Annotated in this window: 12 protein-coding genes and 1 riboswitch; of the genes, 6 read left to right on the plus strand and 6 right to left on the minus strand. The window is 73.3% G+C overall.

Features of this window, described 5'->3' with window-relative positions:
* Nucleotides 1–26: 26 nt before the first annotated feature.
* Nucleotides 27–1,964: an anthranilate synthase family protein gene (locus ACFVGO_RS32915; RefSeq protein ID WP_380357616.1), complete on the minus strand. Its 1,938-nt coding sequence runs from the start codon at nucleotides 1,962–1,964 to the stop codon at nucleotides 27–29.
* Nucleotides 1,965–2,206: 242 nt separating this feature from the next.
* Between ACFVGO_RS32915 and ACFVGO_RS32920 the strand changes: the two genes are divergently transcribed.
* On the plus strand, nucleotides 2,207–3,616 hold the full coding sequence (locus ACFVGO_RS32920; protein WP_380357613.1) for a class II 3-deoxy-7-phosphoheptulonate synthase: 1,410 nt from the start codon (nucleotides 2,207–2,209) through the stop codon (nucleotides 3,614–3,616).
* Nucleotides 3,617–3,775: 159 nt separating this feature from the next.
* Nucleotides 3,776–4,054 carry a (2Fe-2S)-binding protein gene (locus tag ACFVGO_RS32925; protein ID WP_359897103.1) on the plus strand — a complete coding sequence of 93 codons (279 nt, stop codon included), beginning with the start codon at nucleotides 3,776–3,778 and terminating at the stop codon, nucleotides 4,052–4,054.
* Between the two features lie 37 nt (nucleotides 4,055–4,091).
* On the opposite strand, the gene bfr is transcribed toward ACFVGO_RS32925, so the two are convergent.
* On the minus strand, nucleotides 4,092–4,571 hold the full coding sequence (gene bfr / locus ACFVGO_RS32930; protein ID WP_359897105.1) for a bacterioferritin: 480 nt from the start codon (nucleotides 4,569–4,571) through the stop codon (nucleotides 4,092–4,094).
* Between the two features lie 241 nt (nucleotides 4,572–4,812).
* Here bfr and ACFVGO_RS32935 point away from each other — a divergent pair, with 241 nt between their 5' ends.
* Nucleotides 4,813–5,442: a sulfite oxidase-like oxidoreductase gene (locus ACFVGO_RS32935; RefSeq protein ID WP_359897107.1), complete on the plus strand. Its 630-nt coding sequence runs from the start codon at nucleotides 4,813–4,815 to the stop codon at nucleotides 5,440–5,442.
* A gap of 34 nt (nucleotides 5,443–5,476) precedes the next feature.
* Here the strand turns inward: ACFVGO_RS32935 and pknB are convergent, their stop codons facing one another.
* From pknB to thiO, 4 genes are all read right to left on the minus strand, one after another.
* Nucleotides 5,477–7,258 carry a Stk1 family PASTA domain-containing Ser/Thr kinase gene (pknB, locus tag ACFVGO_RS32940; protein ID WP_359897143.1) on the minus strand — a complete coding sequence of 594 codons (1,782 nt, stop codon included), beginning with the start codon at nucleotides 7,256–7,258 and terminating at the stop codon, nucleotides 5,477–5,479.
* An 86-nt stretch (nucleotides 7,259–7,344) separates the two neighbouring features.
* Nucleotides 7,345–8,142: a thiazole synthase gene (locus tag ACFVGO_RS32945; protein ID WP_049655375.1), complete on the minus strand. Its 798-nt coding sequence runs from the start codon at nucleotides 8,140–8,142 to the stop codon at nucleotides 7,345–7,347.
* 3 nt (nucleotides 8,143–8,145) lie between these two features.
* Nucleotides 8,146–8,385 (minus strand): sulfur carrier protein ThiS, encoded by a 240-nt coding sequence (thiS, locus tag ACFVGO_RS32950; RefSeq protein ID WP_380551970.1) that lies wholly within the window; start codon nucleotides 8,383–8,385, stop codon nucleotides 8,146–8,148.
* A complete protein-coding gene (gene thiO / locus ACFVGO_RS32955) occupies nucleotides 8,382–9,557 on the minus strand; it encodes a glycine oxidase ThiO (protein WP_359897111.1) in 1,176 nt (391 codons plus the stop codon). Before thiO ends, thiS begins: the two co-directional genes overlap by 4 nt.
* Nucleotides 9,558–9,560: 3 nt before the next feature.
* Nucleotides 9,561–9,673, minus strand: a riboswitch (TPP riboswitch).
* Between the two features lie 83 nt (nucleotides 9,674–9,756).
* Here thiO and ACFVGO_RS32960 point away from each other — a divergent pair.
* Genes ACFVGO_RS32960 through thiE form a run of 3 tightly spaced genes read left to right on the plus strand, consistent with a single transcriptional unit; the run spans nucleotide 9,757 to nucleotide 12,026 of the window.
* Nucleotides 9,757–10,965: an FAD-dependent oxidoreductase gene (locus tag ACFVGO_RS32960; protein WP_359897112.1), complete on the plus strand. Its 1,209-nt coding sequence runs from the start codon at nucleotides 9,757–9,759 to the stop codon at nucleotides 10,963–10,965.
* A gap of 42 nt (nucleotides 10,966–11,007) precedes the next feature.
* The gene (locus tag ACFVGO_RS32965; RefSeq protein ID WP_189915099.1) at nucleotides 11,008–11,373 is read left to right on the plus strand and encodes an Rv2175c family DNA-binding protein; all 366 of its coding nucleotides are present in this window, start codon (nucleotides 11,008–11,010) and stop codon (nucleotides 11,371–11,373) included.
* Nucleotides 11,373–12,026 (plus strand): thiamine phosphate synthase, encoded by a 654-nt coding sequence (thiE, locus tag ACFVGO_RS32970; protein WP_380635761.1) that lies wholly within the window; start codon nucleotides 11,373–11,375, stop codon nucleotides 12,024–12,026. The genes ACFVGO_RS32965 and thiE overlap by 1 nt, the downstream gene beginning before the upstream one ends.
* Nucleotides 12,027–12,055 lie beyond the last annotated feature (29 nt).

Here is a 12,055-nt window from a genome sequence, read left to right on the forward strand (position 1 = left end):
CGTCCGCCCGGGGCCGCGCCGTCGGCTCAGCGCAGTGCGGCCGTCGCCCCGCGCAGCAGGCCCGCCACGATGCCGACCCCGTCGCGGGTGAGCACCGACTCCGGGTGGAACTGGAGCCCCGCGAAGCCGTGCCCGCGCAGGGCGTGCACGTCGCCGGTGACGGCGTCCCGGGAGACCTCGACGCCCTCGGTGGCGAGCCGTGCCGCGTCGGCCTCCGAGCAGCGCGCGGTGAAGGTGTTGTAGAAGCCGACCGTCTGCTTGCCGCCGAACAGGTCGATGCGCTCCTGCGCCCCCTGGTAGGGGACGGCCTTGCGGCCCAGCGCGAGCCCGAGTTCGGCGGCCAGCAGCTGGTGGCTCAGGCAGACCGCGAGCAGCGGCGAGGTGCGGGCGCCGGAGCGGACGGCGGCCAGCGCGTCCGCGACGATCGGCCGCAGCAGCATCATCTTGGGGTCGTCCGCGAGCGCCGGGTCGCCCGGGCCGGGGCCGAGCACCAGTGCGCCCCGGTGCGCCGCGACCCGCTCGCGCAGCCCCGGCTCGTCGTACCGGGCCACCGTCACCCGGTGGCCGAGCGAGCCGAGCAGGTGGGAGAGCATCGAGGTGAAGGTGTCCTCGCCGTCCACGACCAGGGTCGGCTCGGTCTCGGTGATCTCGGCGGGCTGCTGCATCCGCAGCCAGAACGGCGCGAGGTCGGCCCGGCGGGAGTCCAGGGCGGCCTGCACCCGGTGGTCGTCGGCGAGCCGGGGCCCGACCGGGTGGGGCAGCCGGGCGGGCGTGGGCCGGGCGCCGATCGCGGTGAGCACTCCGGCGGCCTTGGCGTGGGTCTCGGCGACCTCGGACTCCGGGACGGAGTGGCGCACCAGGGTGGCGCCGACCCGGACGACCAGCCGGCCGGTGGCCGGGTCGATGTCGGCGGTGCGGATGCAGATCGGCGAGTCCAGCAGCTGCCCGCCGCTGGCGGAGCGGCCGATCAGGGCGAGCGCGCCGGAGTAGTAGCCGCGCCCGGTGGTCTCGTAGCGCTTGATCACCCGGGTGGCGTTCTCGACCGGGCTGCCCGTGACGGTCGCGGCGAACATCGTCTCGCGGAGCACCTCGCGGACGTCCAGCGAGGTGCGCCCGCGCAGCTCGTACTCGGTGTGGGCGAGGTGGGCCATCTCCTTGAGCCGCGGCCCGAGCACCTGGCCGCCGAGGTCGCCGACCGTGCACATCATCTTGAGTTCCTCGTCCACGACCATGGTGAGCTCCTCCAGCTCCTTGGGGTCGTGCAGGAACTGGAGCAGAGAGTCGAGGTCGGAGCCGCCGGCCGGGTAGCGGTAGGTGCCGGAGATCGGGTTCATCACGACGGTGCCGCCGCTCTGCCGGACGTGCACCTCGGGGGAGGCGCCGACCAGCACCCGGTCACCGGTGTGCACCAGGAAGGTCCAGTACGCGCCGCGCTCCTGCTCCAGCAGCCGGCGGAAGAGCGTCAGCGCGAGCTCAGGCGAGAAGTCCTCCAGCGTCGCGTGGAAGTCGCGCCGGATCACGAAGTTGGCGCCCTCGCCGTTGCCGATCTCGTCCCGGATGACCCTGCGGACGATCGACGCGTACGAATCGTCGTCCACATCGAACCCGCCACCGGCAAGTGAGACCGGCAATTTCGGTAGGGCATAAGTGAATTCGGCCAACGGCAGGGTGTGCTGCTCGGTCACCGAGAGGGCCTGCAGCGGGGTGCCGTCGTCGTGCACCTCGAAGCCGCGCTCGCGGATCTGGCGGTACGGGACGAGCGCGAGCAGATCGTGCACCGGGCCGCCGCCGGCCGGCGGGCCGCTGCGCACGGGCAGGTCGGCGAGGTGCTCGTAGCGGTCGACGGTGCCCAGCAGCACCTCGACGGTGTCCGGGCTGAGCCGGGGGGTGCGGCGGTGCAGCAGGGCGAACGCGGGGGCGTCCGGGCCGGTGAGGCGGGTGAGCAGGTCGACGGCGGTGGTCACGGGAACGGCTTCCTTCCGGGTGGGCTGGTGAGAGGCGGTGCAAGGTCCGCTCCCGGAGGGCCGTCTGCGCAGACGCCGACGGCCGCCCCGAGGGGCGGCCGTCGTGTTCGTCTAGGAACGCGTCGTTCGTGGGCCACCCTTGGGGGAGGCCCACCACCAGGAGTGGGTGTGGGGCGCGTGCATGGTTCGACCCTAGCGGATGCGCCGGGGCGGGTGAGGGCCGTCACGTCTTTGTCCGAGATATGTCTCATCCCTCGGGCAATAGTCACGAGTCACTCCTGTCACCCCGTAGCCTTGGCGATGTGACCGCTACGACTGAGACTTCGAGGGCTGCCCACTCCTGGCAGTCCCTGCCCGCGGCGCAGCAGCCTGAATGGCCGGACCAAGAGGCTCTGCGCAAGACCCTTGCCGAGCTCGCCTCCTATCCGCCGCTCGTCTTCGCCGGCGAGTGCGACCAGCTGCGCGCCCGGCTCGGGGCCGTGGCGCGCGGGGAGGCCTTCCTCCTCCAGGGTGGTGACTGTGCCGAGGCCTTCGACGGCGTCTCGGCGGAGCACATCCGCAACAAGCTGAAGACGCTGCTCCAGATGGCCGCCGTGCTGACGTACGCCGCCTCGGTGCCGGTGGTGAAGGTCGGCCGCATCGCCGGCCAGTACTCCAAGCCGCGCTCCAAGTCGACCGAGACCCGCGACGGCGTGACCCTGCCGGTCTACCGCGGCGACTCGGTGAACGGCTTCGAGTTCACCCCCGAGTCCCGCATCCCGGACCCGGAGCGCCTGAAGCGGATGTACAACGCGTCCGCCGCGACGCTCAACCTGGTGCGCGCGTTCACCACCGGTGGTTACGCGGACCTGCGCCAGGTGCACGCCTGGAACCAGGACTTCGTCCGCAACTCGCCGGCCGGCCAGCGCTACGAGCAGCTCGCCCGGGAGATCGACAACGCCCTGGCGTTCATGAGCGCCTGCGGCGTGGTGCCGGAGGAGTTCAAGGCGGTCGAGTTCTTCTCCTCGCACGAGGCGCTGGTCCTCGACTACGAGACCGCGCTGACCCGCGTGGACTCGCGCACCGGCGAGCTGTACGACGTGTCCGGCCACATGGTGTGGATCGGCGAGCGCACCCGGCAGCTGGACCACGCGCACATCGAGTTCGCCTCCAAGATCCGCAACCCGATCGGCGTCAAGCTCGGCCCGACCACCTCGGTGGACGACGCGCTCGCCCTGATCGAGAAGCTGGACCCGGAGCGCGAGCCCGGCCGCCTGACCTTCATCACCCGGATGGGCGCGGGCAAGATCCGCGAGCACCTGCCCACCCTGGTGGAGAAGGTCACCGCCTCCGGCGCCAAGCCGGTGTGGATCTGCGACCCGATGCACGGCAACACCTTCGAGGCCTCCAGCGGGCACAAGACCCGCCGCTTCGACGACGTCCTGGACGAGGTCAAGGGCTTCTTCGAGGTGCACCGCGCGCTCGGCACCCACCCGGGCGGCATCCACGTGGAGCTGACCGGCGACGACGTCACCGAGTGCGTCGGCGGCGGCGACGAGGTCCTGGTGGACGACCTGCACCAGCGCTACGAGACGGCCTGCGACCCGCGCCTCAACCGCAGCCAGTCGCTGGACCTGGCGTTCCTGGTGGCGGAGATGTACCGCGGCCAGTAGGCCCGGCGTCCGTCGGATGTGACGAAGGCCCCTCCGGATTCGGTGTTCCCGAGCCCGGAGGGGCTTTTTCGTACCCGTTTGCCCGGGTAAGGTAAGCCTCAGTGAACTAAGGCGAACCTTAGTCAAGATCCATTCCGCTCCACCCCGGGAGAGACCGCGATGTACGTGTGCATGTGCCATGCGGTCACCGAGGACCAGGTGAAGAAGGCGATCGACGGCGGCGCCAGCACCCCGCGCCAGATAGCGAAGGGCTGCCGGGCCGGCACCGACTGCGGGTCCTGCGTGCGCCGCATCCAGGCGCTGCTCGGCGAGCACGGCGCCCGCCCCTGCCCGACCGCCCGGCTGGCCGCGAAGCTCGGCCTCGCGGACCCGGAGGCCCCGGCCGCCCCGGCCCCCGCCCCGAAGGCCGCACCGGTGGTCCCACTGCGGGCGGCCTGAACGGCCCGGGCCGTCCGGGCCGCCCGGGAGGACCGCCTCAGGACTCCGGCTGCTCGATGACCTGAGCGAGGTAGAGCGCCTCGCCGAGCTTGTCCAGCAGCTCCAGCTGGGTGTCGAGGTAGTCGATGTGGTGCTCCTCGTCGGCCAGGATGTCCTCGAAGATGTTCGCCGAGGTGACGTCGTTCTTGGCCCGCATCACCACGATCCCGCGCTTGAGCCGGTCGATCGCCTCGACCTCGACCTGGCGGTCCGCCTCGAACATCTCCTTGACCGTCTGGCCGATCCGGACGTGGAACAGCCGCTGGTAGTTGGGCAGCCCGTCCAGGAACAGGATCCGGTCGGTGAGCGTCTCGGCGTGCTTCATCTCGTCGAAGGACTCGTGCCGGGTGTACTTGGCGAGCTTCGTCCAGCCGAAGTTCTCCTGCATCTTGGCATGCAGGAAGTACTGGTTGATCGCGGTCAGCTCGGCGGTGAGCTGCTCGTTGAGGAACTCGATGACCTCGGGATCGCCCTGCATGGTGATGCCTCCTGCGTGAGTCCTGTCCTGCGTCCTGTGCTGGGTCCTGCGCTGCGCATCCTGGCACCGCTTCGGGAGGAAATTCCAGTAAGTTCACACTCACTAGGAGATGTGGCGGAATATCCGATTCATCACGGAACGTGCTGGTGGGGGCTCGACCGTTGCTCCGTACGGGCCGGGGCGCGAATCCGCGCAAAGGGGCGCGCGCCGAGGCTCGTCCGCCGTCTGTCACCATGGATCCATGGGTCAGTCGAAACACGAACCGCTTCCGCCGTCTGACCCGAGGCTCCCCCCGGGCCAGCGCGCGCAGCGCGGCTGGCCCGCCCTGCACTACGGGCCGGTGCCCCGCTTCAAGCCGCTGACCTGGGACCTCCAGGTGTTCGGCGCCACCGCCTCGGCGGAGAAGCACAGCTGGGACTTCGAGGCCTTCTGCGCCCTCCCGCGCACCACCGTCGTCGGGGACATGCACTGCGTGACCAAGTTCTCGGTGCTCGGCAACGAATGGACGGGCGTGTCGGCCGCCGCCGTGCTCGACCTGGTGCCCCCGGCACCGGGCGTCACCCACGTCATGGTCTGGGCCGAGTACGGCTACAGCGCCAACCTGCGGCTGGCCGACTTCGCCGACCCCCGCACCCTGCTCGCCACCCACCGCAACGGCGAGGCGCTCACCGCCGAGCACGGCTTCCCGGTGCGGCTGGTGGTGCCGCGGCTGTACGCCTGGAAGGGCCCCAAGTGGGTGCGCGCGGTGGAGTACATGCGGGCCGACCGGCGCGGCTTCTGGGAGGAGCGCGGCTACCACAACCTCGCCGACCCCTGGCGCGAGCAGCGCTACTCCTACCAGGAGGAGCCCGGCGACGGGCCGCTGCGCTGAACCCCTCGCGGCGGCCGAGCGGGCCGGACACGCCCTAGAACAGCGAGAACTTGACCGTCACCACGCTGCGCTGCGGGCGCCGCTCGCCCGCCGCCGGGCTCTGGCCGGAGGAGGTGACCGCGCCGAACACGTCCCAGCCGCTGGTCTGCATGGTGAAGCCCGCCGCCTGGAGCGCCTTCTGCGCCTCGTCCTTGCCCATCCCGGTGACGTTCGGGACCGGCACCATGCCCTTGCTGACCACCAGCGAGACCGCGGAGTTCTCCTGCAGCAGCTGCCCGGCCGCCGGCGAGCTGCTGATCACCGAGCCCTCGGGCACGGTGTCGTCGTAGGTCTCGGTCACACCGCCCCTGGTCAGCTGGGCGCCGGCCAGGGCCGAGGCGGCGTCGGCGGAGCTCTTGCCGGCGAGGTCCGGCACCGCGATCCGCTTGGGGCCCCTGGAGACGGTGACGGTGACGCTGTCGCTCTTGCGGGTGCGCGCCCCCACCCCGGGATCCACGGAGATCACCTGCCCGGACGGCACGGACTCGCTGAACACCTCGACGAACCTGCCGTGCAGGCCCTCCTTGTCCAGGACCCGCTGCGCCTCGGCCCGGTCCTTGCCGAGCACGCCCGGCACCGCGCCGTACAGCCCCTCGGAGATCCCGTAGGTGGCGCCGCCGATCGCCAGGACCAGGGCGGCCACCGCGGCCGTCCAGATCAGCGGCCCGCGGGGGAGACGGCGGCGCGGCGTGGCCGGCCGGCGCCGCTGCACCGGGGTCGGCTCGTCGTACGGGCGGGGCTCGGCGAGCAGCTCGTCCATCAGCTCCGGCGGCATGTCCAGCACGCTGGTGCGCTCGGTCGGCGGGGCGTCTGCGGGTCGCGGCAGCGGCTGGACCACCGAGGTCGGCTCGGTGGTCGGGTAGCGCGGGCCGGGCCGGGTGGAGGCCGGCGGCTCGGCGTCCAGCTCGGCCGGGGTGAGGGTGCGGCGCACCCGCTGGAGGGCGGCGAGCAGCTCGACCGCGTCGTACGGGCGGGCGTCGGCGGACCGGGCGCAGGCGCCGGCCACTATCGCGTCCAGTTCGGGGCCGACGGCGGGGGCGACCAGCGAGGGGGCCGGGACGTCCTCGTGCAGGTGCTTGTACATGACCTGGACGGGATTGTCGCCGGTGTGCGGGCGGCGGCCGGTGAGCATCTCGTACAGCAGGATGCCGGCCGCGTAGACGTCCACCCGCTGGTCGGTCGGGGCGTCCGGGAGGATCTGCTCGGGGGCCAGGTAGGAGACGGTGCCCATGACCGTGCCGCCGGTGGCGGTGGTGGTCGAGGTGGGCGCGCCGTCGGCGGTGCCGAGCACCCGGACCAGGCCGAAGTCGGCGACCTTGACCAGGCCGCCGTCGGTGATCAGCACGTTCTCGGGCTTGACGTCGCGGTGGACCAGCCCGGCCCGGTGGGCGGCGCCGAGCGCGGCCAGCACCGGCTCCAGCACGTCCAGAGCGGCCCGGACGGACAGCGCGCCGCGGTCGCGCAGCAGGTCGCGCAGGGTGCGGCCGGGTACGTACTCCATGGCGAGGAAGACGTGACCGCCGTCCGCGCCCTGGTCGAAGACGGTGACCACGTTGGGGTGGGTGAGCTTGGCGACGGCCTTGGCCTCGCGGATGAAGCGGGCGGTGAACCCCTCGTCGCCGGCCAGCGAAGGGTGCATCACCTTGAGTGCGACCACGCGGTCCAGACGGGTGTCGGTGCCCTTGTAGACGGTGGACATCCCGCCGGTCGCGACGCGCTGCTCGACCCGGTACCGGTTGTCGAGCAGGGCGCCGATCAAGGGGTCGTGCAGTGCCATGTCCACTCGGAGAGTCTAGAGCCGCCCGGGACGGCCGGTCCCGGAGGACACCGCCTCCGGGACCGGCTTGTGACATGCGCGACGGTTCAGAACGCGGGGTGCTCGCGGGTGTCCAGGTCGGCCCGGCCGGCCATCGCGGAGGAGGCCTCGGCGTGGAAGCGGCGCGGGATCCGGCCGGCCCGGTGGGCGAGCCGGCCCGCCTCGGCGGCGTGCCGCATCGCCTCGGCCATCAGCACCGGGTCCTGAGCCCTGGTCACCGCGGAGGCGAGCATCACCGCGGCGCAGCCCAGCTCCATCGCCAGCGCCACGTCGGAGGCGGTGCCGGCGCCCGCGTCCAGGATCACCGGGACGCCCGCACCCTCCACGATCAGCTGGAAGTTGTGCGGGTTGCGGATGCCCAGGCCCGAACCGATCGGCGAGCCCAGCGGCATGATGGCCGCGCAGCCGACGTCCTCCAGCTTGCGGGCCAGCACCGGGTCGTCGTTGGTGTACGGCAGGACGGTGAAGCCGTCGTCGACCAGCGTCTCGGCGGCGTCCAGCAGCTCGATCGGGTCGGGCAGCAGGGTGCGCTCGTCGGCGATCACCTCCAGCTTGACCCAGTCGGTGCCGAGCGCCTCGCGGGCCAGTCGGGCGGTCAGCACGGCCTCGCCGGCGGTGAAGCAGCCGGCCGTGTTGGGCAGCACCCGGATGCCGTTGCGGGTCAGTACGTCGAGCACGGAGCCCTGGGTGGTGGCGTCGACCCGGCGCATGGCGACGGTGGTCAGCTCGGTGCCGGAGGCGAGCAGCGCGCGCTCCAGGACCTCCAGGCTGGGGGCGCCCCCGGTGCCCATGATCAGCCGGGAGGAGAAGGCCGTCCCGGCGATGGTCAGAAGGTCGTCGGCCATGGTTCAGCCTCCCTGCACGGCGGTGAGGATCTCGATCCGGTCGCCGCCGGCCAGCGCCGTCCCGGGCCACGAACCGCGTGGCACCACGGCCTCGTTGAGCGCGGCGGCGACACCGGTGTTGGCGGCGCTGACGGCGGCCACCACCTCGGCGAGGGTGGTCGTGGCGGACACCCGGCGGGGCTCGCCGTTGACGGTCAGGGCGATCTCGTTCGGGGTGATCTCGTTCGGGGCGATCTCGGTCATGCGGAGGCCTTCGCAGCGGGGGGTTCGGGGGAGAAGCGCAGGGGCGTGAACGGCCTTGCCGTTTCGGGGACTTCACCGGTGGCCAGGTACTCGGAGAGCAGGTCGGCGGTCACCGGGGTGAGCAGCACGCCGTTGCGGTAGTGGCCGGTGGCGGCGACCAGCCCGGGCAGTGACGTCGGGCCGAGCAGCGGGGCGTTGTCCGGCGAGCCGGGGCGCAGCCCGGCGGAGGTCTCCAGCAGCGGGAGTTCGGTGATTCCCGGGACCAACTCGTGCGCGTCGCGCAGGAGTTCGTACACCCCGCCGGCGGTGACGGTGGTGTCGTAGCCCTGCTCCTCGGTGGTCGCGCCGACCACCAGCTCGCCGTTCTCCCGGGGCACCAGGTACAGGTGCCGGCCGCGGACGACGGCGCGGACGTTGCGGGACAGGAACGGGCGGTAGGCGTCCGGGACGTGCAGCCGCAGCACCTGCCCCTTCACCGGGCGGATCGCGGGCAGCACACCGTCGGGCAGGCCGGGCAGCCGGTGGCTGTGCGGGCCGGCGGCGAGGACGACCTGCCCGGCGCCCACCCGTTCCCCGGTCGAGAGCCGGGCGCCGGTCGCGCGGCCGTCCTCGACCAGCAGCTCGACGGCCTCGGCGCGGTGCAGCAGGACGTCCGCGTTCTCGCAGGCGGCGGCCAGGGCGGTGAGCAGGCGCCGGGGGTCCACCTGGTGGTCGTCCGCGACGTGCAGGCCGCCGCGCACGCCGGGGGCGAGCATCGGCTCCAGCCTGCGGGCCTCCCGGCCGGTCAGCCAGGTCGAGTCCAGGCCGAGCCGCTGGTGGAAGGCGTGCAGCTCGCGCAGTTCCTCGCGGTCGTCGGAGTCCAGCGCCACGGCGACGGTGCCGCAGCGGCGGTAGCCGGTGTCCCGGCCGCCGCTCGCCTCGGAGAGCTCGGCGGCGAAGGCCGCGTACCGCTCGTTCGAGGCCATCCCGAGGCGCAGCAGCGGCTCCTCGCCGTACTGCAGCTCGGTGACCGGGGCGAGCATCCCGGCCGCGACCCCGGCGGCCCCGCCGCCGGGGGAGGGGTCGACCACGATCACGTTCCGCAGCCCGCGCTGCGCGGCGCGCCAGGCGACGGCGAGGCCGATGACGCCCCCGCCGATCACCAGCACGTCGGCGTGGGCGCCTGATGGCAAGCGTGACAAAGCTGCTCTTCTCCCTTCGCCGGTATGACCCGGATCAGGTTCGGACGGTCGCAGGCCGTGCCAGCCCGCCTCTCAGCCCGGTGCGCCGGGCTCCCGTGTGGTGCCCCCACCTTAACGCCGGGGGTCGGCCCGGCCGAAGGCCCGTACAGCGGGCGGACGGCCCGCAGGCCGCCGCGTCGCGCTGAGTACAGTGACGGGCGTGGCAGAGCTGAGCGGAACGGATCAGGTGGTCGTCGTCGGAGCCGGGCTGGCCGGGGCGCAGTGCGCCCTCAAGCTGCGGCAGGGCGGCCGGCAGGGGCCGATCGTGCTGGTCGGCGAGGAGCCGCACGCGCCGTACGACCGGCCGCCGCTCTCCAAGGACGTGCTGCTCGGCAAGGCCGACTCCACCGCCCTGGACATCGACTACGGGCAGCTCGGCATCGAGCTGCTCACCGGCCGCCGGGCCACCGGCCTGACCCCCGGCGTGCTGCACACCGACGGCGGCGACCTCCCGTACGGCTCGCTGGTGATCGCCACCGGCGCCGTTCCGCGGGCCCTGCCCGGGGCCGAGCGCGCGCACCTGCTGCACACCCTGGACGACGCCCTGGCGCTGCGCGCGCTGCTGCGCCCCGGGCTGCGGCTGGTGCTGGTCGGCGCGGGCTGGATCGGCGCCGAGGTGTCCACCGCGGCCCGCGCGGCGGGCTGCGAGGTGACCGTGGTCGAGGCCGGCCCGGCGCCGCTGCCCGGCGCGCTGCCGACCGAGGTCGGCTCGGCGATGGCCGCCTGGTACGCCGGGGCCGGGGTCGACCTGCGCTGCGGGGTCGGCGTGGCCGCCGTCGAGCCCGGCGCGGTGCTGCTGGCGGACGGCTCGCACCTGCCCGCCGACGAGGTGGTGGTCGGCATCGGGGCCCGCCCCGCGACCGGCTGGCTGGCCGGAACCGGGGTCGAGCTGGACGCGGCCGGCGCCGTCGTGGTGGACGGGCGGCTGCGCACCTCGGTGCCCGGCGTGTTCGCGGCCGGCGACTGCGTCAGCTACCCCTCGGCCCGGGCCGGGGCCCGGCTGGCCGTCCAGCACTGGGACCACGCCCTGCAGTCCGGCGAGGCGGTGGCCGCAGCCGTCCTGGGCGCGGACGCGCCGGCCTACGACCCGGTGCCGTACTTCTGGTCCGAGCAGTTCGGCCGGATGGTCCAGTACGCCGGCCGGCACGCCGAGGGCGACGAGCTGCTGTGGCGCGGCTCCCCGCGGGACGGCGACTGGTCGGTGCTCTGGCTGCGCGACGGCGTGCCGAGCGCGCTGCTGGCCGTGGACCGGCCGCGCGACCTCACCCAGGGGCGGAGGCTGATCGAGCGCGGTACGGCCCTGGATCCGGCCCGGGCGGGCGACCCGGCGGTGCCGCTGAAGTCGGCCGTCGCGGGGTAGTGCCTGGTGCGCGGTGGGCCGCGGAGGTGGCAGTCTGGTGGCGTGAGTGAGATCGAAAGCAAGATTGAAGCCCTGGTCACCGACTGGATGTACCTGCCCGACATCTCGGAGCAGTGGGGGGTCCGGGTCACCGAGGTGCGTGACCTGGTCAAGAACGGCGGCCTGATCGCCGTCCGGCGCGGGCCGAACAAGTCGCTGCAGGTCCCGGCGGCGTTCATCGACGGCCCGGGCCTGGTCAAGCACCTGTCCGGCACCCTGACCGTCCTGCGGGACTGCGGGTACAACGACGTGGAGATCCTGGAGTGGCTCTTCACCGAGGACCCGTCGCTGCCCGGCAGCCCGATCCAGGCGCTCCGGGAGAACCGCGGCACCGAGGTGAAGCGCCGCGCCCAGGCGATGCTGATCTGATGGCGGCGGACACGCTGCGTACCCGGCTGGCCGACGCCCGGCTCTACCTGTGCACCGACGCCCGCCGGGAGCAGGGCGACCTCGCCGAGTTCCTGGACGCGGCGCTGGCGGGCGGGGTGGACATCGTCCAGCTGCGGGACAAGGGCCTGGAGGCCAAGCAGGAGCTGGAGGCCCTGGAGGTCTTCGCCGACGCCTGCCGCCGGCACGGCAAGCTGCTGGCCGTCAACGACCGCGCCGACGTCGCCCACGCGGCCCGGCCGGACGTGCTGCACCTCGGCCAGGACGACCTGCCGGTGCAGGCCGCCCGGGCGATCCTCGGAGAGGACGTGCTGATCGGCCGTTCCTGCCACGCCGAGTCCGAGGTGGACGCGGCGATCGCCGAACCCGGTACGGACTACTTCTGCACCGGCCCGGTCTGGCCGACCCCGACCAAGCCGGGCCGCCCGGCCCCGGGCCTCGGCCTGGTCTCGTACGCGGCGAAGCAGGACACCGACCGGCCGTGGTTCGCGATCGGCGGGATCGACCTCGGCAACCTGGACGAGGTGCTGGCCGCCGGTGCCCGCAGGGTCGTCGTGGTGCGGGCCGTCACCGCCGCGGCGGATCCGCGGGCGGCCGCCGCCGAGCTGTCCCGCCGGGTGCGCGCCGCGCTCTGACCGGCCCGGATCAGCGGGATCCGGGGGCC

The organism is Kitasatospora sp. NPDC057738 (assembly GCF_042798815.1).
GTDB classification, from domain to species: domain Bacteria; phylum Actinomycetota; class Actinomycetes; order Streptomycetales; family Streptomycetaceae; genus Kitasatospora; species Kitasatospora lactacystinica.